This window comes from Pantoea sp. EEL5 (genome assembly GCF_049892805.1).
GTDB lineage: Bacteria > Pseudomonadota > Gammaproteobacteria > Enterobacterales > Enterobacteriaceae > Pantoea > Pantoea ananatis.
Genome location: NZ_JBNDNJ010000001.1, coordinates 2340430 through 2359990, shown reverse-complemented (window position 1 = coordinate 2359990; position 19561 = coordinate 2340430). Strand labels below are relative to the sequence as shown.

Sequence of the window (19561 nt, the reverse complement as noted above, 5' to 3'; positions counted from 1 at the left end):
ATGACTACAATGCCCGAAACTGATATTGCGCTAACCGTTGATCACCTTTCGCTCTGGTATGGTGAGCGCCAGGTGCTTCAGGATGTCTCGCTGCAGCTACCCAAAAACCGTATTACCGCCCTGATTGGGCCGTCCGGCTGCGGCAAATCAACGTTGCTGCGCTGCTTTAATCGTATGAATGACGTGATCGATAACTGCCGCATCGACGGCGAGATTCTTCTGGAGCAGCAGTCGATCATGCGGCCTGCCCAGGATGTCTCTGCGCTGCGTCGCCGGGTCGGTATGGTTTTCCAGCGGCCCAATCCTTTTCCGAAGTCGGTCTACGAAAACGTGGTGTACGGATTGCGCTTGCAGGGCGTGCGCGACAAGCGGGTACTGAATGAGGCCTGTGAACGCGCACTCCGTGCGGCGGCGTTATGGGGAGAAGTGAAAGATCAGCTGGCACAGAATGCCCTGACGCTCTCCACGGGGCAGCAGCAGAGGCTGGTTATCGCCCGCGCCATTGCGATTGAGCCGGACGTGCTGTTACTGGATGAGCCGACGTCGGCGCTGGACCCGATTTCAACGCTGGTGATCGAAGAACTGATGAGCACCCTGAAACAGCACTTCACGCTGGTGCTGGTCACCCATAATATGCAGCAGGCCTCACGTGTGTCGGATTACACGGCCTTTATGCATCAGGGATCGCTGGTGGAGTTCGACACAACAGACAGGATTTTCACGACGCCGAAGGTGCGCCGAACGGAAGATTACATCACCGGACGCTATGGCTGAAAAGGGCAGGGAGCCTGGCTCCCTGCCTGTTACTCGTGGGCGTAGCCCTGAAGCGGTAACGGCTTACCATCCAGCCAGGCCTTTCCCTCACGCATGGCCAGGCGGCCTTCAACAAACCAGTTAATCACCAGCGGATAGATGGCATGTTCCTGATGTTGCACGCGCTCGGTAATGTCCGCTTCGCTGTCTTCGGCAAAAACGGGCACCTTGGCCTGCAGAATCACCGGACCACCGTCCAGTTCATCCGTTACGAAATGCACTGACGTGCCATGCTCCGCATCGCCATTTTCCAGGGCCTGGCGGTGAGTATGCAGTCCGGGATATTTGGGCAGGAGCGACGGGTGAATATTCAGCAGTCGGTCGCGATAATGCGCCACAAAACCCGGGCTTAAAATGCGCATATATCCTGCCAGCACCACAACATCCGGCGCACAGGCGTCGATCTCACGCATAAGCTGGCGATCAAAACTTTCACGGTCGCTAAAGTCACGGGCGTCCAGGGCAATAGCCGGAATGCCTGCCCGCTCTGCGCGGACTAAGCCATAGGCGGAGGCTTTATTACTGAACACGGCAGCGACGCTGCCGTGAATACGCCCGTTTGCACAGGCGTCAAGGATGGACTGAAGATTACTTCCGTTGCCGGAGATCAGCACAACCAGCTTTTTCATGACGTGATGACCACACGCTCTTCCGCTTCTGATGCCTTAATCACGCCGATTTTCCAGGCATTTTCACTGGCGGCGCGCATTAGTTCAACGGCTTTATCCGCGTCGGCAGGGCTCAGGGCAATCAGCATACCCACGCCACAGTTGAACGTACGGTACATTTCGTGACGGCTGACGTTACCAGCCTGCTGCATCCAGCTAAACACAGCCGGCCATTCCCAGCTTTTTTCGTCAATCACGGCCTGGGTGTTATCGGGCAGCACGCGTGGAATGTTTTCCCAGAAGCCGCCGCCGGTGAGATGCGCGATAGCGTGCACATCGACCTGTTCGATCAGGCTCAGAATGTTTTTGACATAAATGCGGGTAGGTTCCAGCAAATGATCGGCCAGCGGTTTGCCTTCGAGCTGCTCAACCTGCGGATCGGTCCCACTGACTTCCAGAATTTTGCGCACCAGAGAATAACCATTGGAGTGCGGGCCGCTGGAGCCTAATGCGATCAGGACATCGCCGTCCTGCACTTTGCTGCCGTCAATGATTTCTGATTTCTCAACGACGCCAACGCAGAAGCCGGCCACGTCGTAGTCTTCGCCATGATACATGCCCGGCATTTCGGCCGTTTCGCCGCCCACCAGTGCACAGCCTGACTGCAGGCAACCCTCGGCGATACCGGTGATGACCGCCGACGCGGTATCCACATCCAGTTTGCCAGTGGCGTAGTAATCCAGGAAGAAGAGCGGTTCAGCGCCTTGTACCACCAGATCGTTGACACACATCGCGACCAGATCAATGCCGATGGCATCGTGGCGCTTAAGATCCATCGCCAGACGCAGTTTAGTACCTACGCCGTCGGTGCCGGAGACCAGCACGGGTTCACGGTATTTTTGCGGCAGCGCACAAAGCGCACCGAAGCCGCCTAGTCCACCCATGACTTCCGGGCGACGCGTCTTTTTCACTACGCCTTTAATACGGTCAACCAGAGCGTTACCAGCATCAATATCAACACCGGCGTCTTTGTAACTGAGAGAGGTCTTGTCGGTCACTGCGAGGTCCCCACGCGAGTTGCGGTTGGTGGTTTAATATAAAGCGCGGCAATTCTACCAGCGCAGGCAAACGTTTGCGAGTCTCAGATTGCGTCCCCGGCGATTTTCATCAATCCTTACTTTGCCATGACAAAATGCCTCTGATTGCGCAAGCACATGTGGCACTGCGGCGAAAAGGCGGTATAATCCCGCGATTTTTTTTAGCTCAACTCACTCCGGGAGAACAACAATGAAGATCGTGGAAGTCAAACACCCGCTGGTCAAACATAAACTGGGACTGATGCGTGAGCATGATATCAGTACAAAGCGTTTCCGCGAGCTGGCCTCTGAAGTCGGCAGTCTGCTGACGTATGAAGCGACCGCCGATCTGGAAACCGAAAAGGTCACCATTGAGGGCTGGAATGGCCCGGTTCAGGTTGATCAAATCAAAGGTAAAAAAATCACCGTCGTGCCTATTCTGCGTGCCGGTCTGGGCATGATGGAAGGCGTACTGGAGCACGTACCCAGCGCGCGCATCAGCGTTGTTGGCGTCTACCGTGATGAAGAAACGCTGGAGCCCGTGCCTTACTTCCAGAAACTGGTTTCGAATATCGAAGAGCGCCTGGCACTGGTGGTTGACCCCATGCTGGCCACGGGCGGCTCAATGATTGCCACGATAGACCTGTTAAAGAAAGCGGGCTGCAGCAGTATCAAAGTGCTGGTGCTGGTTGCGGCACCTGAAGGGATTGCCGCGCTGGAAAAAGCGCATCCGGATGTGGAGCTTTACACCGCTTCTGTGGATCAGGGGCTTAACGACAAGGGTTATATCATCCCAGGCCTGGGTGATGCCGGTGATAAAATCTTCGGCACCAAGTAATGACGAAAATCCGCGGCGCCATGCATCACGCTGTTTTCAGCCTGCAGCAGCAGGCCGAGCCGCTTTTTTCTGTTGTAACACATAAAGAAATGAACCAGCCGACCAGAGAGTCGGCTTTTTTTTGCCTGAAAACAGACCACTCACTCAAGGGGACTTTTAATGACTCGTCGCGCTATCGGCGTTAGCGAACGGCCGCCATTACTGCAAACGATTCCGCTCAGCCTGCAGCATCTGTTCGCCATGTTTGGCGCCACCGTGTTAGTGCCAATTCTGTTCCACATCAATCCGGCAACGGTATTGCTGTTTAACGGTATCGGCACGCTGCTGTACCTGTTTATTTGTAAGGGAAAAATCCCCGCCTATCTGGGTTCCAGCTTTGCCTTTATTTCACCCGTGTTGCTCCTGCTGCCGCTGGGTTATGAAGTGGCGCTGGGCGGTTTTATTCTGTGTGGCGTGTTGTTCTGCCTTGTCGCGCTGATCGTTAAAAAAGCCGGAACAGGCTGGCTGGACGTGATGTTTCCGCCAGCAGCAATGGGGGCCATCGTCGCCGTCATTGGTCTGGAACTGGCTGGCGTGGCCGCGAATATGGCGGGGCTGCTTCCAGCCGAAGGCCAGTCGCCAAACGGCACAACCGTGTTGATTTCGCTGGTGACCCTGGCGGTTACCGTTTTTGGATCGGTTTTGTTCCGTGGATTTATGGCGATCATTCCTATCCTGATCGGTGTGCTGGCCGGTTACGCGCTTTCCGCCTTCATGGGCATCGTGGACTGGAGCGGTGTTGAACAGGCGCACTGGTTTGCCTTGCCGACGTTTTATACGCCGCGCTTTGAATGGATTGCCATGTTGACCATTCTGCCCGCCGCTCTGGTGGTCATTGCCGAGCATGTGGGCCATCTGGTCGTGACGGCGAATATCGTTAAAAGAGATCTGGTGCGCGATCCCGGACTGCATCGTTCCATGTTCGCCAATGGCTTATCGACGGTCATTTCCGGGTTCTTTGGATCAACCCCGAACACGACATACGGCGAAAACATTGGCGTCATGGCGATTACCCGCGTTTACAGTACCTGGGTGATTGGCGGCGCGGCCATTTTCGCGATTTTACTCTCCTGCGTCGGCAAACTGGCGGCCGCTATTCAGGCGATTCCGGTGCCGGTGATGGGCGGCGTATCCCTGCTGCTGTATGGCGTTATCGGCGCGTCAGGTATCCGTGTCCTGATTGAGTCCAAAGTGGATTACAACAAAGCGCAAAACCTGATTCTGACCTCCGTTATCCTGATTATTGGCGTCAGCGGGGCGAAAGTGCATATCGGGGCTGCCGAGCTGAAAGGCATGGCGCTGGCCACGCTGGTCGGCGTTGCGCTGGCCTTAATTTTTCGCGTCATTTCCCTCCTGCGTCCAGAAGAAGTGATTCTGGATGCGGAAGACAACCGCGAGTCGTAATCCCACCGTCAGCGGTCAAAAGTCGGGCAGGGATGCCCGATTCATCTCTGGCCGAAAACTATGATAGACTTGCCCCGATTTTTGCTTGTTCTCTTGCTGAGGTGCTTCTGAACACGCCGGCACAATTGTCATTGCCACTCTATTTACCTGACGACGAAACCTTCGCCAGCTTCTGGCCGGGTGAAAACCCCTCGCTTATTGCCGCGATTAAGGGTGCGCTTAGCCAGCAACATGGCAGCTATCTTTATTTCTGGTCTCGTGAAGGGGGCGGTCGCAGCCATCTGCTGCATGCCGCCTGCGCTGAAATGTCTGCACGCGGCGAAGCCGTGGGCTATGTGCCGCTCGATAAACGCACCTGGTTTGTCCCGGACGTGCTGGAAGGCATGGAGCAACTGCCGCTGGTTTGCATCGATAATATTCAGTGCATTGCGGGAGAAGAGGCCTGGGAAATGGCGATTTTCGATCTTTATAACCGCATTCTGGAAACCGGCAATACCCGGTTGTTTATTACCGGCGATCGTCCTCCGCGTCAGCTCAATCTGCATCTGCCCGATCTGGCATCGCGCCTCGACTGGGGGCAGATTTATCGTCTACAGCCGCTCTCCGATGAGGATAAACTGCAGGCTTTACAGCTGCGCGCCGGACTGCGGGGATTTGAACTGCCTGAAGACGTCGGGCGCTTTTTGCTAAAGCGCCTTGACCGAGAAATGCGCACGCTGTTTGATACGTTGGATCGTCTCGACAGCGCATCCATTAGCGCCCAGCGTAAGCTGACGATTCCCTTCGTAAAAGAAACCCTTGGCCTCTAAAGGATTTCCAGTACCGCTTCTGGCGGACGTCCCAGGCGAGCGCGATCGCCGTTGATCACAATCGGTCGCTCAATCAGTTTGGGATTTTCCAGCAGCGCGTCCAGCAACGCGCTTTCCCCGATGTCAGGCCGATCCAGCCCCAGCGCCGCATAAAGAGGATCCTTACGACGCATTAACTCACGGGCACTTTGCATATCCAGCTTTTGCAGCAGGATCTGTAACGTCTGGCGATCCGGCGGCATGTCCAGATAGTGCACGATCTCCGGGGCGATGCCGCGCTCTGCTAGCAGCGCCAGGGTTTCCCGGCTCTTGCTGCAGCGCGGATTATGATAAAAGGTCACCATACTGTTTATCCTCGTTGATACTGCTTAAAGCGTTGCTGGAGCTGGCGTAGCTGGTCGATGCGGGCATCGTAACGGGCCTGTTTCAGGCTGCCGAGCGGCACCAGTGAACTGGCCCGGCTTAGGGCGCTAATGGCCTGATCCAGCTGGCCACTCAGCGCCAGACTTTCGGCGCGGGCAAAGAGCTCCTCATCTGTCAGCCCCTGCTGCGCGGAAGCCTGGGCCAGCAGATCCCATCCGTTGGTATCGTCTTTATGGGTCCAGGTATAGCGGTTGAGAATGCGGCTGGCGTTCGCCGGCTGTTTCGCTTCCACATAGGCATTAGCGAGGTTCAACTGGACGACCGGGCTGGTTTTTGAGGCCTGGGTCGCGGTCAGCATCGCTATCGCCTGCTGCGGCTGATTCAGGCCGATATCAATGTCAGTCATCAGGTCCAGCAGCCAGACATTTTCAGGTTGTTTCGCCAGTAACGGTGCCACGATCCTTTTCGCCTCACCAAAGCTTTTAGCCTGCAGGAACTGCACGGCTTTACCGTACTGCGAGGCCAGCTGTTCGCGGGAATTACCGTTAGCATATTGCGTAAGCAGTTCGTCCGTTAACTGGTTACGGCCAGTCGAATACATGCCTAAGGACCGCACCTTGGCCAGATAAAAGTCTTGAGACGACTGCACCACCACCGGACGCATCTGGTTCGCACGGTTGCGCGCATCGGCAAGACGGCTGTCAGGCAGGGGATGGGTTAACAGGATTTCCGGAGGCTTCGAAGAAAAGCGGCTCTGATCGGCCAGTTTTTGCAGGAAGTTGGGCATGGCTTGCGGGTCAAAACCGGCGCGTTGTAACACCTGAATACCGATGCGATCGGCTTCCTGTTCATTATTTTGGGTAAAGCTGATAATCCCCTGTTGGGTGCCGGCCAGCGTACCGGTCAATGCGGCCATGCCCATTTGTGGGCTGGCCATCGCCAGTAAAATTGAACCCAGCGCGCCCACCCAGGTGAGCGGTGCATTACGTTTTTGATCTTCCATTGCCCGCGCCAGATGGCGCTGCGTGACGTGGGAGATTTCATGGGCCATGACTGAGGCCAGCTGGCTTTCGTTATCCGTAAAACGGAACAGGGCCGCATGCAACACCACGTTGCCACCAAAGAAGGCGAAGGCGTTGAGCTCATCGTTCTGAATCAGGAAAAAGTGGAAGGGCGTTTTAACGGCGTCCGCATGCGAAACCAGCCGCTGCCCAAGTTGGTTGATGTACTGATTCAGCAAAGGATCGTTAATCAGCGGGGCACTGGCGCGGAGCTGGCGGACGTAGAAGTCGCCCATCTGTAGCTCCTGATTAATCGACAGGGTCGATCCTGCCGTGGTCCCCATATCCGGCAGCGAATCACTGATATCCGCACGGGCGGTCAACGGGCCGGATAACATCAGTGCAGGGAGTAGCGCAGCAAGCAGCGTCTTTTTAAACCGGTTCAACATGCCTTAATCCTGTAATGAATCCCTGATTTTGACAGGTAAGCAGCGGAAATGTTCTGTTTTTTCATCAACAGCGCTACGGTCTTCGTATCTTAACCACAGCCAGGGAAGAATGAAATGGCGTTATGGCAGCCGGGATCGACGCATTGCCCCTTCCGGGCTTATCGGGTGCTTGCTAAACCCAACCGCCCTGTATCAGCAGTCAGAAAAAGGCATTCGTCGTGCTGCCAGCGCATTGACGACGTGGTGAACCGCTGTCACCGCAATGTCATCTTCCCGTGATGTTGATGTCACACAACCCCGTTAGGTTAAGCGCCAATGAGATCGATCTCATTATCGATTAACCGGGGGGGAAATGAGTGATTTAATCAGCGTGGCGGTTCTGGCCGGCGTTTCGCGAGCAACCGCGGCGCGTGCCTTTTCCGATCCCCATCTGCTTAAGCCCGGCACGCTGAAAAAAGTGCTGGAGGCCTCGGAGCAGTTGGGGTTCAGACCTAACCACATTGCGCGCCAGCTCCGTACGCAAAGCTCCACGACGCTGGGCGTTTTGCTGCCTTCGCTCAGTAACCCGGTGTTTGCCTTGCAGCTTCAGGCTATGGAGCAACAGGCACGTCTGGCGGGCTATGGCCTGCTGGTCGCCACGACCGATTACCAGCCAGAGCGTGAAGCCGCCATGATTGAACATATGCTGCGCCAGCGCGTCGCGGGCATGGTGCTGACCGTCTCCGACGCGGACAGCAGCACCGTATTAGCCCCGCTGGCAGAGGCGCGAATGCCCTTTGTTCTGGCGCATAACGTGCCGCAACAGCAAAACTGGCGCTGTGTCTATGTCGATAACCGCCGCGCAATGGCCGAAGCCACGGCGCACCTTATTGCACTGGGTCATCAGCATATCGTGATGGCGGCGGGACCGATGCTGCAGTCGGATCGTGCCCGTCAGCGCTATCTTGGCTATTGCGATGCGATGCAGCAGGCAGGATTTGTCCCGAGGGCACTAATTGATATGCCCAGCCATACCCAATCCAGATTCGAGCCCCTTTTACCGCTGATCAACAGCCCGGCCCCACTGACCGCCGTCATCTGCAGTAACGATCTCCTGGCGATCAGCCTGCTGGGCGCGGCCGCCCGTGCCGGCATTCAGGTCCCGCACCAGCTGTCGGTCATGGGGTTTGACGGCATTGCTATAGGCGAACAGCTTTCACCCTCGCTGGCCAGCGTGGTACAGCCCAGCGATCGGTTAGGTGCCTGTGCCATCGATATGCTTCTTCAACCCTCTCATGATGACTCGTGCCTGCTGGACCACTGGTTGCGTTCAGGCGAGAGCATCGCTGCAGTCTTTCATTCGTCAACATCAGGGAACCATCATGTCTACACACAATAAAATCACCGTGCTTGCCAGGGCGGCGCTCTTCACCGCCTGTGCATTTTCCAGCCAGCTGGTGCAGGCTGCTGAGAATGCTATCTGCTACAACTGTCCACCTGAATGGGCAGACTGGGCGACCGAGCTTCAGGCCATCAAAAAAGATACCGGCATTGTGGTGCCGCAGGACAACAAGAACTCCGGGCAGGCGCTGGCTCAACTGGTCGCCGAGAAAGATAATCCCGTTGCCGACGTGGTGTATTACGGCGTCAGCTTTGGTATCCAGGCGGCTCAGGCAGGCGTGATTGCTGACTATAAGCCGGCCAACTGGGATCAGGTGCCGGCAGGCATGAAAGATCCGGAAGGGAAATGGGTTGCGCTGCATTCCGGCACGATGGGCTTTATGGTCAACGTAGATGCGCTGGGCGGTGCACCCATTCCAACATCCTGGGACGATCTGCTGAAGCCAGAATACAAAGGGATGGTGGGCTATCTCGATCCGGCCAGTGCGTTTGTGGGTTACGTGGCCGCCGTGGCGGTGAATCAGGCCAAAGGCGGCAGTATGCAGGACTTCACTCCCGCGCTGACCTGGTTTAAAAAGTTGCAGGCGAACAAGCCTGTCGTGCCGAAACAGACGGCCTATGCTCGGGTGATCTCCGGCGAGATCCCCATTCTGCTGGATTACGACTTCAACGCTTATCGCGCCAAATATAAAGATCATGCCAATGTGGTGTTTGTGATCCCGAAGGAAGGGACGGTCACGGTGCCTTATGTCATCAGCCTGGTGAAAAACGCCCCGCACGCCGCTAACGGCAAAAAAGTCATGGACTACGTGCTGTCGGATAAAGGCCAGGCCATCTGGGCCAATGCCTATCTGCGCCCGGTACGGCCTTCAGCCATGTCTGCCGAGGCCAAAAAGCGCTTCCTGCCAGACAGTGATTATGCGCGCGCGCATACCGTGGACTATCAGCAGATGGCCGATGCACAGAAAGCCTTCTCTGCCCGCTATCTGAGTGAGATTCGGTAATGGCAGCGTCTGACGCCCGCAGCGATTTACCGGTGGCAACGCGCCACCGGTCACGCCGACGCGAGCAGGGGGCAAACTGGCCATGGATGCTGCTGCCAGCCTTACTGTTTTTTGCCGCGTTCTGGCTGTTACCTTTTGCCCGATTATTACAGATGGGCATGACGCCGGATCGCAGCACACATCACAGTGGCTACTGGACGGTAATTACCCAGCCACAGTATCTGCAAAGCCTGGTGAATACCGTGCTGCTGTCGCTGACGGTAACGCTACTGACGTTGGTCATCGCCACCGTCGTAGGGTGCTTCCTCGCTCGCCAGCGTTTCACCGGACGCGGCACTCTGCTGGCACTGCTGACCTTTCCTCTGGCGTTTCCCGGCGTGGTGGTGGGGTTTTTAGTGGTGATGCTGGCAGGACGACAGGGCGTGCTGGCGCAGATCAGCCTGCGCCTGTTTGATGAGCGCTGGACGCTGGCCTACTCACTCACCGGGCTGTTTATTGGTTATCTCTACTTTTCGCTGCCGCGCGCCATTGTGACGTTGGTGGCCGCGAGTGAAAAACTGGATCGCTCGCTGGAAGAGGCCGCCCGTTCGTTAGGCGCCAGCCAGTGGCGCATTATCTGGGATGTGATCGTGCCGGGACTTAAACCGGCACTGCTCTCCAGCGGTGCGCTGTGCTTTGCCACCAGTATGGGCGCATTTGGCACCGCGTTTACCCTGGGAACTGACCTGAGTGTGCTGCCGCTGACCATTTATGGCGAATTCACCAACTACGCTAACTTCGCCACGGCGGCGGCGTTATCGGTGGTCATGGGCGCTGTCGCCTGGGCTGGCTTAATGCTGGCGCGCGTACTCACCCAGTCAAAACAGGAGCCGTCATCATGAAGCGCCGTGGGCTGTTTTACCTGCAGGTCGCGATCACCACACTGACTGCACTGTTCATGATTGTGCCGGTGATCCTGTCTATGCTGGCGGGCGTGACGCAGAACTATTTTGTTGGCCTGCGCAGCGGACTGACGCTGAAATGGGTGGCGCAGGTTTGGGAGATGTACAGCGACACCTTTTGGCTGTCGTTGCTCATTGCCGTCAGCTGCTTGATCGTCACCGTGGCGATCGGCGTACCGGCCGCCTGGGGCTTACTGAAATCGCCCTCTCGCTGGGCATCGCGCATTGAAGAGTGCCTGATGTTGCCGGTGGCGCTTCCGGGCCTGGCCACCGCACTGGGCATTATCCTGCTGTATGGCCAGTTCAGCAGCCTGCGTGACAGCTGGGTGTTTATCCTGATTGGTCACGTCCTTTTTACGCTGCCGTTTATGATCCGCCCGGTACTGGCGGTGATGCAGGCGATACAGCTGCCCCGACTGGAGGAGGCTGCCGCCAGCCTCGGGGCCGGCTTCTGGCGTCGCTTTTTCACCGTGGTGGTTCCCAACTGCCGCAACGGCATTCTCGCCGGGGCCTTTATGGTAATTACGTTATCGGTAGGCGAATTTAATATCACCTGGATGTTGCATACGCCACTGACCAAAACCCTGCCAGTGGGCCTGGCCGACAGCTACGCCTCGATGCGGCTGGAAGTCGGTTCTGCTTATACCCTGATCTTTATTTTAATGATTCTACCGCTGCTGTTGATGCTCAACGCCTGTAATCACTGGCTTGAACGCCAGTCTCGCCAACAACCAAGGGAGGAAAAAGCATGATTGTTGATGCGGTTAACGTCACGCTACGCGGCTGTGCGCGTCGCTTTCATCACCATCAGGCGCTGCACCCACTGGATCTTAGCGTACGCGCAGGGGAAACCCTGGTTCTGCTGGGCCCGTCCGGCTGTGGCAAAACGACAACGTTGCGCATTATCAGCGGGCTGGAGAGCACTGACGCGCCGGGTGAAGTCTGGTTTGACGATCGCAACGTGACCGACCTGCCTATTGAGAAGCGTAACGTAGGAATGGTGTTTCAAAACTACGCCCTGTTTCCCACGCTTAACGTGGCGCAGAACGTAGCCTATGGGCTGAAAGTGCAGGGCATTCCGCGCCACGAGCGTGAGGCCCGGGTCAACGAGATGCTGGAACTGGTCGATCTCACGTCACTGGCACATCGTCATATCGACAAGCTCTCCGGCGGGCAGAAACAGCGCGTGGCGCTGGCAAGAGCGCTGGCGGCACGGCCTAAAGTGCTGCTGTTTGACGAACCGCTGGCGGCGCTGGATGCCAAACTGCGTGAGCGTCTGCGTCTGGAAATCGGGGGCCTGTTAAAAAAGCTGGCTATCACCGCTGTGTATGTCACTCACGATCAGCAGGAAGCTATGGCGCTTGGCGATCGTATCGCCGTCATGGAGCAGGGGCGCCTGGTGCAGATCGATACGCCACAGGCCATCTATCAGCGTCCGGCCTCGCGTTTTGTGGCGGATTTCGTTGGCGCGATTAACTGCATCGCACGTGACGATCAAGGCCATCCGGTGCGTTTTTGTCGACCAGAGGATGTGCTGCTGGCAGACGAAGGCCGCTATGCGCAGCACGGCTGCATTGTTGCCAGCACCTTTCTCGGCGCGTCTCAACGCCTGATGATTGATATCGGGCTGGACAAGCCGATTCAGGTTGAACGTCACGCACGGGAAACCTGGCACGCCGGGCAGCGAGTGAGCTGGTCGCTGGCTGAGCAGGCCGCACTCGAATTTACCCTTTAAGGAGTCAACGTTTGTCCGTTAAACCTGTGCTGATTGCTCAAATCAGCGACTTGCATATTAAAGCGCACGGTCGTCTGTCGTATAAAAAAGTCGATACGTATAATGCCCTGTTACGGGCGATAGCAACCCTGAATGGCCTGACGCCCCGGCCCGATGCGGTGGTCATAACCGGCGACCTGGTGGATTTTGGTACGGCAGAAGAGTATCAGACGCTGCGGCAGGCGCTGGCCACCCTGGCGTTGCCGTTTTACCTGATGGCGGGAAATCATGACGATCGCCAGGCGCTACGGGCGGCGTTTCCCGATCATCCCTATCTGCAACAGGGCCCGACGCTCAACTGGCAACGGGAGGTTAAGGGGGTTCAGCTACTGGCGCTCGATTCCAGCGTGCCGCAGCAGCCGTGGGGCGAGCTTGATGAACAGCAGCTTGACTGGCTGGATGCCGCACTGACCGCGTCACCGGACAGCCCCGCGCTGGTGATGCTGCATCATCCGCCCTTTGTCTGCGGTATCGATCATATGGATCGCCAGCGTTTACGCGCCCCTGCTGCGCTGGCGGCGATCGTCAGTCGTCATCCGCAGGTCGAACGTGTGCTGTGTGGCCATGTACACCGCGCGATTCAGACCCGCTTTGCCGGTACGCTGGCCTGCATTGCCCCCGGCGTGTCTCATCAGGTTGCGCTGGATCTGCAACCGGATGGCCCGGCAAACTTCATGCTGGAACCGGCAGGATTTTTACTGCATCGCTGGCATCCGCAGCAGGGAATGACCACGCATCAGTGTGCGATTGGAGACTATGATGGCCCCTGGCCCTTTTATGATCAAAACGGGTTAATCGATTAAAAGCCATACGGGCTGACTTTTTGGTTAATGCCGCGCTTAAACCTGCTCAAATTGTCCTACAGCGTGTAAACTTACACGCTGTAGGACCGCAATCACGATAAAAACAACAGAGTCAGGCACAGCAAAATGAATCTTTGCACTGTGGCGTTCCCGCCATGCTCATAAATTTCCGTCCCCGGGCGGACTTACGCACGCTTATTGCGCTGCTGGTTATTGCCAGCATAGTCATCACGCTTGCCAATAATTTATATGCAACCTGGCGTGTGCAACGCATGGTGCTGATCGACAGCACCCTGGAAGCCAACCGCGCTTACGCTGCCAAACTGGCCTCCACCAGCGAAGTCTTTTTCCGGCTGGCGCAGTCCCAGTTGCACTTCAGTGCTAATTTACTGGGAAAAGATTTCAATAATGAGGCACTGCTCAAAGCGGAAGTGAACCGTCTACGTGAGCAGACCGACAGTTTTAACTCGGTCGCCGTGGTGGATGAAACGGGTACGGTGCGCGCAATATCTCCCGAATCGCTGACCTTAACCGGGATGCATCTGACCAGCGATGCGGCCCGCGAAGCGCTGCAGACCCGGCAACCGCTGATTAGCAGACCGACACTCTCTGCCGCCAATAACCTGCTGATTTTTGTCTCATGGCCCATCTGGAATAACCAGGGACGCTATCTGGGCTATATTGGCGGGACGATTTACCTGAAAAAGAAAAGTATTCTGAATGCGCTGCTGGGTGAACAGTTTTATCGCGACGGCACCAGCGTATTTGTTCTCGACGGCGATAATCAGGTGCTGTATCACCAGAACCGCCAGATGGTGGGCAAAACCATGTCGCCACTGATGAGCGATCGGGAACGTCAGGAAAAAGATAACGGCTCGCTGGTCTTAACTGAGCCCGACAAACCGACCCGGCTGGCCGGCTACGCCATTGTTCCCACGACGGGCTGGATGGTGGTGGCGTTGAAACCTGTCGACGTCACGCTGCAACCGCTGTCGGGGTTGCTCCTGAAAGTTCTGAAGCATTCAGTACCCTTTGCCTTACTGACCTTGCTGGTGGCGGTCATTCTGGCACGGATGATTGCCATGCCGCTCTGGCAACTGGCCCGCAAGGCCAGCAAGATTGATGCCTCAAGCGCCACCTACGAAATTGGCGGCATTCGGGCATGGTACTTTGAGGCCGCCCAGGTTAAACGGGCGCTGTTAACCGGTATTGGGCTGGTACAGGACAAAATTGGTCGCCTGAGTTCGGAAGCGCAGACCGATTCGCTAACGCTGTTACTCAACCGCCGCGGGCTTAACGCGGTACTCGATTACTACCAGACGATGCGCCAGCCTTTTGCCGTGCTCGCCCTGGATATCGATCATTTCAAAAGCGTCAATGACAACTGGGGACACGACGTCGGCGATCGGGTGATTCGGCAGGTGGCGCAGACGCTACGACAGAGCGCCCGGCAGTCGGATGTGGTCTGCCGTAACGGTGGTGAAGAGTTTTTAATGCTGTTGCCTAACACGCCTCTGAAAGAGGCTGAGGCGACGGCCGAGCGCATTCGCATCAGTATCGCGGATAACGCTATCGAGGCGGTCGGCCATATCACGATTTCCATCGGCGTAGCGGAGTGGGATGCCCGGCGGCCGCCGCTGGAAAGCAGCCTGAAGCGGGCTGACGATGCCCTGTATCAGGCTAAGAACAGCGGTCGCAACTGCACCGTGGTTGCCAAACGCGTAAAAGCCTCTTGATCAAGACTGTGCGCTAACGGTTTCTGGCCCGCCCGGCAATCCGGGCGAGCCATCAGGAATTGATATGCTCGCGGCAGTAGCGTCGCTTCCAGCTGGCAGGTGTTAAGCCTGTATGCTTACGGAATATCTGACGGAAATAGCCCACATCATTGAACCCACACTGACGCGCTACCTCGGTTAACGGCAGCTTATCGCCGATCAGCAGCTTTTCTGCCATTAATACGCGCTGCCGGTGAAGGGCTTCCGTCAGCGTCAGGCGAAACACGCGCCGGTAAACACGTCCCAGATAATCGGCATTGCAATGCAGCGTTTTCGCCAGCGTGGAGGTTGAAAGCGCCAGGTGATACTGCGTGCGAATAAGCTGATTGGCTTTCCAGGCCAGGTCAACGCCGGGGCTGTCGACAACATCCTCGTGCAGCGCCGGAGCCGCGAGCTGCTGCAGTATAAGCAGTAAAATACATTCCAGTGCGACGCTGCGATGAATGTTTTCCTGCTCGCTAAGGAACTGCCGGAACAGGGCGATGATATAGGCCGGATCGCCAACGCGAGTATGCTGGGGAAGGTGGAGCAGTGCCTGGTGTAAGCCATGCTGCTCAGGCTGTTTCTGCCAGTCAAAATGCAGCCAGTAAAATTTCAGATCGGCCGGAAAAATCCCTTCTCCCACATGCAAATGCCCTGGCCTCAGCAGCAGGCTTTCGCCCGCCTGCACGCTGAACAGCTCGCCATCCTCCCGAATCGTTAACTGCCCGCGTTCAACGAAAATGATCTCCCAGGAGGTCAGCCTGCGTGCAGGATGGGTTCCCACGCCGCGCGAAATAAACAGCCCGCCATTTTGCACCTGTATCGGAAACGTTATGGATAATTCGAACATCGTTATTCATTTTCCCGCTGCTACGGAGGTAATTGATGTCTTTCTCTCTGATTATTAACTAAAAAAAAGACATGTACCTGATCCAGTTCACACTTTGCTTCACAGGTCGGAATTACCCCGTTTTTATACTTTTTTGTGCTCTTGTTGGTGAACGGATTCCTGACAAAATAAATCGGGTTAAGCGCTAAAACACCAATAAGCCCGGCATAAAGCGGGCAATCCTCTCTGTCCTGCATGAGGCATTTTAAATGACTTCTACGACTATCGCTCAGGCCGATCTTAGCCCGTCGGCTACGCAGAGTGCGCTGTCCCTGCGAGAGAAAATAGGTTACGGCTTGGGTGACGCCGGCGGCACGGTGATCACCTGCCTGATCACCAACTTCCTGACGTTTTTCTACACCGATGTGTTTGGCTTAACGCCCGCGCTGGTCGGCACCCTGTTTATGGTGCTGCGCGTGTTTGACGCGGTCTCCGATCCGGTGATGGGCGTCATTGCCGACAGAACCCATAGCTGTTGGGGGCGCTTCCGCCCGTGGCAGCTCTGGGTGGCCGTTCCCCTTGGCCTCATTGGCGCGCTGACGTTCACCGTGCCCGCCGTCAGCATGGACATGAAAATTGTTTGGGCGTTTGCCACCTATCTGCTGCTCTCTGTGAGCTATACCGCCATCAACGTGCCCTATTGCGCGCTGATCAACACCATGACCACCCGCCACACAGAAGTGCTGGCCTGCCAGTCATGGCGCTTTGTATTGTGCGGGGTGGCCGGGTTTCTGGTTTCGGTAGGGCTGCCGTGGCTGGTCGCGGTGTTGGGTAAGGGGAATGCGGCCCTGGGCTATCAGTCTGGCGTCGGTATCCTGTGCGCTCTGGCGGTCGTGATGTTCCTGTGTTGCTTCTTTTGGGTCCGCGAGCGCGTACCGCTGGACAGCCTGGGCAAATTTACCCTGCGTGAGCATCTGGTCGGGCTACGCAAAAACGATCAGCTGTTGCTGATGCTGGTGATGTCTTTTTTGCTGATTAACGTGTTTAACATTCGCGGCGGCGGCTACATGTACTTCATTACCTATGTGTTACAGGGCAGCACGGCTTTCACGTCGCTGTTTTTTACCATGGTGACGTTAGCCTCCATTGTAGGATCGGTGATCGTGAACCCGCTTTCCAGGCGGATTGACACCGTCCGGCTGTATTACTGGACCAACCTTGTGCTGGCCGCACTCGCAGTCATGATGTGGTTCCTGCCGGTCGGGCCGTCATGGCAGATATTGTGGCTGGTGGTGATCCTCAGTAATGGCATCATCCTCGGGTTCACTCTGCCGCTGCATTTTGCCCTAATGGCCTTTGCTGATGACTACGGCGAATGGAAAAACGGTGTCCGCTCGTCGGGCATGAATTTCGCGTTTAACCTGTTCTTTATCAAGCTTGCCTGGGCCTCCAGCGCCGTCATTATCAGCCTGCTGTTTGTCATCGTGGCTTATAAGCCGGGGATCGGCAATCAGACGGCTGCCTCCCTGCACGGTATTACCGCCACGGAAACCCTGTTACCGGCGCTGTTCCACCTGTTGCTGGCATTCACCATCCGCGCCTGCAAGCTCACTAACCCGATGATGGCGCAGATCGCCCACGACCTGCGTATTCGCCATGTTCCGTCTTGAGGAGAGTAAGATGTCTGTCAATGAAGTCGATCTGCATAAGCTGACTATCCACGATCCGTTTCTCGGTAAGTATCAACAACTGGTGCGGGAGGTGGTGATTCCTTATCAGTGGGAGGCGCTTAACGATCGGATCGAAGAAGCCGATCCCAGCCATGCCATCGAAAACTTTCGCATCGCGGCTGGCCAGCAGGACGGGGAATTCTATGGCATGGTGTTTCAGGACAGCGATGTAGCGAAATGGCTGGAGGCGGTGGCCTGGTCGCTTTGCCAGAAGCCTGACGCGGAACTGGAGAAAACGGCCGATGAGGTGATTGAGCTGATCGCGGCGGCGCAGTGCGAGGATGGCTATCTCAACACTTACTTCACCGTGAAAGCGCCGCAAGATCGTTGGACCAACCTTGCCGAGTGCCACGAGCTTTACTGCGCCGGGCACATGATTGAGGCGGGCGTGGCATTTTACCAGGCGACCGGCAAACGCCGTTTACTGGAGGTGGTGTGCAGGCTCGCCGACCATATCGACAGCGTCTTCGGCCCTGAGGAGCATCAGCTGCATGGTTATCCTGGCCATCCCGAGATCGAGCTGGCGCTGATGCGGTTGTATGAAGTGACTCAGCAACCACGCTATCTGGCGCTGGTGAATACGTTTGTCACGCAGCGCGGCACCCAGCCTCACTTCTATGATATTGAGTACGAGAAACGCGGTCAGACTTCCTACTGGCATACCTATGGCCCGGCATGGATGGTGAAGGACAAGGCTTACAGCCAGGCGCATCAGCCTCTTGCCGAACAGCAGCACGCAGTGGGCCACGCGGTGCGGTTTGTTTATCTGATGACCGGCGTAGCGCACCTCGCGCGTCTGAGTCAGGACGAAGGAAAGCGTCAGGACTGCCTGCGGCTGTGGCACAACATGGCTCAGCGGCAGCTTTATATTACGGGCGGAATCGGCTCCCAAAGCAGCGGTGAGGCGTTCAGCAGCGATTATGATTTACCCAATGACACGGTATATGCCGAAAGCTGCGCGTCCATTGGCCTGATGATGTTTGCCAGACGTATGCTGGAAATGGAAGCCGACAGCCAGTACGCCGATGTGATGGAGCGCGCGCTGTATAATACGGTACTGGGCGGTATGGCGCTGGACGGGAAACATTTCTTCTACGTCAATCCGCTGGAGGTGCAGCCGAAAACCCTGCATTTCAACCATCTTTACGATCATGTGAAACCGGTGCGCCAGCGCTGGTTTGGCTGTGCCTGTTGCCCACCGAACATCGCGCGTTTACTGACCTCGCTCGGTCACTATATCTATACGCCGCACGAGAATGCGCTCTTTATCAATCTCTACGTCGGCAACCGGGTTGATGTGCCCGTCGGCGATCGCACGTTGGGTATCCGTATCAGCGGTAACTTTCCCTGGGAGGAAACGGTCACGATTTCTGTGGATGTCACCCAGCCCGTAAAACATACGCTGGCGTTACGACTGCCTGACTGGTGCGAGGCGCCGCAGGTGAGCTGTAACGGTGAGGTGGTGACGGATCGCGCCCGCAAAGGCTACCTGTACATTGAACGGATTTGGCAGGAGGGCGACACGCTCACGCTAACGCTTCCGATGCCGGTGCGCCGGGTGTACGGTAATCCGCTCGTGCGTCATGTGGCGGGTAAGGTAGCTGTCCAGCGCGGGCCGATAGTCTACTGCCTGGAGCAGGCCGATAACGGCGAGCAGTTACACAATGTATGGCTGCCCGCGTCTGCGGCGTTCAACACCTTTGAAGGGAAGGGCGTCTTTGCGCACAAGGTAGTAATCCAGGCTGAAGGGGTGAAAAAGACCGCCCACGAGCCAGCGCAACAGCCGCTGTGGAACTACGACCGCGCACCGGCTGCACCGCAGAGCCAGACGTTAACGTTTATCCCCTGGTTCTGCTGGGCGAACCGGGGAGAAGGGGAGATGCGTATTTGGGTAAACGAAGCCTGACCCCAGAACATTGACCGACAGCGGGCCGGAAAGGCGT

19 protein-coding genes are annotated in these 19561 nt (G+C 56.7%); 14 read left to right on the top strand and 5 right to left on the bottom strand.

Annotation, left to right across the window (positions count from 1 at the left end; all coding sequences use genetic code 11):
• A complete protein-coding gene (pstB, locus tag ACPXSQ_RS11100; protein WP_028715453.1) occupies positions 1-774 on the top strand; it encodes a phosphate ABC transporter ATP-binding protein PstB in 774 nt (257 codons plus the stop codon).
• A 29-nt stretch (positions 775-803) separates the two neighbouring features.
• Here the strand turns inward: pstB and purN are convergent, their stop codons facing one another.
• Both purN and purM read right to left on the bottom strand, forming a co-directional pair.
• Positions 804-1442 (bottom strand): phosphoribosylglycinamide formyltransferase, encoded by a 639-nt coding sequence (purN, locus tag ACPXSQ_RS11095; RefSeq protein ID WP_014605288.1) that lies wholly within the window; start codon positions 1440-1442, stop codon positions 804-806.
• The gene (gene purM, locus ACPXSQ_RS11090; protein ID WP_426143697.1) at positions 1439-2479 is read right to left on the bottom strand and encodes a phosphoribosylformylglycinamidine cyclo-ligase; all 1041 of its coding nucleotides are present in this window, start codon (positions 2477-2479) and stop codon (positions 1439-1441) included. Before purM ends, purN begins: the two co-directional genes overlap by 4 nt.
• A gap of 229 nt (positions 2480-2708) precedes the next feature.
• On the opposite strand from purM, the gene upp reads away from it, so the two are divergent.
• The 3 genes from upp to hda all read left to right on the top strand — a co-directional run bounded on the left by upp (position 2709) and on the right by hda (position 5587).
• Positions 2709-3335, top strand: coding sequence for a uracil phosphoribosyltransferase (gene upp, locus ACPXSQ_RS11085; RefSeq protein ID WP_013026702.1), 627 nt, complete (start codon positions 2709-2711; stop codon positions 3333-3335).
• A 159-nt stretch (positions 3336-3494) separates the two neighbouring features.
• On the top strand, positions 3495-4778 hold the full coding sequence (gene uraA, locus ACPXSQ_RS11080) for a uracil permease (protein ID WP_013026701.1): 1284 nt from the start codon (positions 3495-3497) through the stop codon (positions 4776-4778).
• 32 nt (positions 4779-4810) lie between these two features.
• Positions 4811-5587: a DnaA inactivator Hda gene (gene hda / locus ACPXSQ_RS11075; protein ID WP_014594292.1), complete on the top strand. Its 777-nt coding sequence runs from the start codon at positions 4811-4813 to the stop codon at positions 5585-5587.
• On the opposite strand, the gene arsC is transcribed toward hda, so the two are convergent.
• The gene (arsC, locus tag ACPXSQ_RS11070) at positions 5584-5931 is read right to left on the bottom strand and encodes an arsenate reductase (glutaredoxin) (protein WP_426143694.1); all 348 of its coding nucleotides are present in this window, start codon (positions 5929-5931) and stop codon (positions 5584-5586) included. The genes hda and arsC overlap by 4 nt on opposite strands.
• Before the next feature lie 5 nt (positions 5932-5936).
• The gene (locus tag ACPXSQ_RS11065; RefSeq protein ID WP_014594290.1) at positions 5937-7400 is read right to left on the bottom strand and encodes a beta-barrel assembly-enhancing protease; all 1464 of its coding nucleotides are present in this window, start codon (positions 7398-7400) and stop codon (positions 5937-5939) included.
• 109 nt (positions 7401-7509) lie between these two features.
• Between ACPXSQ_RS11065 and ACPXSQ_RS11060 the strand changes: the two genes are divergently transcribed.
• The 8 genes from ACPXSQ_RS11060 (at position 7510) to ACPXSQ_RS11025 (ending at position 15038) form a co-directional block, all read left to right on the top strand.
• Complete coding sequence (locus ACPXSQ_RS11060; protein WP_155270044.1) at positions 7510-7647, top strand: hypothetical protein; 138 nt, start codon at positions 7510-7512, stop codon at positions 7645-7647.
• 105 nt (positions 7648-7752) lie between these two features.
• Positions 7753-8778 carry a substrate-binding domain-containing protein gene (locus tag ACPXSQ_RS11055; protein WP_105082809.1) on the top strand — a complete coding sequence of 342 codons (1026 nt, stop codon included), beginning with the start codon at positions 7753-7755 and terminating at the stop codon, positions 8776-8778.
• Positions 8762-9784 carry an ABC transporter substrate-binding protein gene (locus ACPXSQ_RS11050; protein WP_426143691.1) on the top strand — a complete coding sequence of 341 codons (1023 nt, stop codon included), beginning with the start codon at positions 8762-8764 and terminating at the stop codon, positions 9782-9784. The genes ACPXSQ_RS11055 and ACPXSQ_RS11050 overlap by 17 nt, the downstream gene beginning before the upstream one ends.
• Positions 9784-10665 carry an ABC transporter permease gene (locus ACPXSQ_RS11045; protein WP_013026695.1) on the top strand — a complete coding sequence of 294 codons (882 nt, stop codon included), beginning with the start codon at positions 9784-9786 and terminating at the stop codon, positions 10663-10665. The genes ACPXSQ_RS11050 and ACPXSQ_RS11045 overlap by 1 nt, the downstream gene beginning before the upstream one ends.
• On the top strand, positions 10662-11477 hold the full coding sequence (locus tag ACPXSQ_RS11040) for an ABC transporter permease (RefSeq protein ID WP_014605291.1): 816 nt from the start codon (positions 10662-10664) through the stop codon (positions 11475-11477). The genes ACPXSQ_RS11045 and ACPXSQ_RS11040 overlap by 4 nt, the downstream gene beginning before the upstream one ends.
• Positions 11474-12460 (top strand): ABC transporter ATP-binding protein, encoded by a 987-nt coding sequence (locus tag ACPXSQ_RS11035; RefSeq protein WP_019106065.1) that lies wholly within the window; start codon positions 11474-11476, stop codon positions 12458-12460. Before ACPXSQ_RS11040 ends, ACPXSQ_RS11035 begins: the two co-directional genes overlap by 4 nt.
• 11 nt (positions 12461-12471) lie before the next feature.
• On the top strand, positions 12472-13302 hold the full coding sequence (locus ACPXSQ_RS11030) for a phosphodiesterase (RefSeq protein ID WP_013026692.1): 831 nt from the start codon (positions 12472-12474) through the stop codon (positions 13300-13302).
• Between the two features lie 155 nt (positions 13303-13457).
• Positions 13458-15038 (top strand): sensor domain-containing diguanylate cyclase, encoded by a 1581-nt coding sequence (locus ACPXSQ_RS11025; RefSeq protein WP_014594286.1) that lies wholly within the window; start codon positions 13458-13460, stop codon positions 15036-15038.
• A 52-nt stretch (positions 15039-15090) separates the two neighbouring features.
• Here the strand turns inward: ACPXSQ_RS11025 and ACPXSQ_RS11020 are convergent, their stop codons facing one another.
• Positions 15091-15909, bottom strand: coding sequence for a helix-turn-helix domain-containing protein (locus ACPXSQ_RS11020; RefSeq protein WP_013026690.1), 819 nt, complete (start codon positions 15907-15909; stop codon positions 15091-15093).
• A gap of 248 nt (positions 15910-16157) precedes the next feature.
• On the opposite strand from ACPXSQ_RS11020, the gene ACPXSQ_RS11015 reads away from it, so the two are divergent.
• Both ACPXSQ_RS11015 and ACPXSQ_RS11010 read left to right on the top strand, forming a co-directional pair.
• On the top strand, positions 16158-17558 hold the full coding sequence (locus ACPXSQ_RS11015) for an MFS transporter (protein WP_426143687.1): 1401 nt from the start codon (positions 16158-16160) through the stop codon (positions 17556-17558).
• A gap of 10 nt (positions 17559-17568) precedes the next feature.
• Positions 17569-19524 (top strand): glycoside hydrolase family 127 protein, encoded by a 1956-nt coding sequence (locus ACPXSQ_RS11010; RefSeq protein WP_014605293.1) that lies wholly within the window; start codon positions 17569-17571, stop codon positions 19522-19524.
• Positions 19525-19561: the final 37 nt, after the last annotated feature.

Coding starts and splice junctions, on each gene's coding strand:
- ACPXSQ_RS11065 (WP_014594290.1), bottom strand. CDS start 7,400: ATGTTGAACCGGTTTAAAAAGACGCTGCTTGCTGCGCTACTCCCTGCA.
- hda (WP_014594292.1), top strand. CDS start 4,811: ATGCCCGATTCATCTCTGGCCGAAAACTATGATAGACTTGCCCCGATT.
- pstB (WP_028715453.1), top strand. CDS start 1: ATGACTACAATGCCCGAAACTGATATTGCGCTAACCGTTGATCACCTT.
- ACPXSQ_RS11035 (WP_019106065.1), top strand. CDS start 11,474: ATGATTGTTGATGCGGTTAACGTCACGCTACGCGGCTGTGCGCGTCGC.
- uraA (WP_013026701.1), top strand. CDS start 3,495: ATGACTCGTCGCGCTATCGGCGTTAGCGAACGGCCGCCATTACTGCAA.
- ACPXSQ_RS11040 (WP_014605291.1), top strand. CDS start 10,662: ATGAAGCGCCGTGGGCTGTTTTACCTGCAGGTCGCGATCACCACACTG.
- ACPXSQ_RS11020 (WP_013026690.1), bottom strand. CDS start 15,909: ATGTTCGAATTATCCATAACGTTTCCGATACAGGTGCAAAATGGCGGG.
- ACPXSQ_RS11025 (WP_014594286.1), top strand. CDS start 13,458: ATGCTCATAAATTTCCGTCCCCGGGCGGACTTACGCACGCTTATTGCG.
- arsC (WP_426143694.1), bottom strand. CDS start 5,931: ATGGTGACCTTTTATCATAATCCGCGCTGCAGCAAGAGCCGGGAAACC.
- upp (WP_013026702.1), top strand. CDS start 2,709: ATGAAGATCGTGGAAGTCAAACACCCGCTGGTCAAACATAAACTGGGA.
- ACPXSQ_RS11045 (WP_013026695.1), top strand. CDS start 9,784: ATGGCAGCGTCTGACGCCCGCAGCGATTTACCGGTGGCAACGCGCCAC.
- ACPXSQ_RS11015 (WP_426143687.1), top strand. CDS start 16,158: ATGACTTCTACGACTATCGCTCAGGCCGATCTTAGCCCGTCGGCTACG.
- ACPXSQ_RS11050 (WP_426143691.1), top strand. CDS start 8,762: ATGTCTACACACAATAAAATCACCGTGCTTGCCAGGGCGGCGCTCTTC.
- purN (WP_014605288.1), bottom strand. CDS start 1,442: ATGAAAAAGCTGGTTGTGCTGATCTCCGGCAACGGAAGTAATCTTCAG.
- ACPXSQ_RS11060 (WP_155270044.1), top strand. CDS start 7,510: ATGAAATGGCGTTATGGCAGCCGGGATCGACGCATTGCCCCTTCCGGG.
- ACPXSQ_RS11055 (WP_105082809.1), top strand. CDS start 7,753: ATGAGTGATTTAATCAGCGTGGCGGTTCTGGCCGGCGTTTCGCGAGCA.
- ACPXSQ_RS11010 (WP_014605293.1), top strand. CDS start 17,569: ATGTCTGTCAATGAAGTCGATCTGCATAAGCTGACTATCCACGATCCG.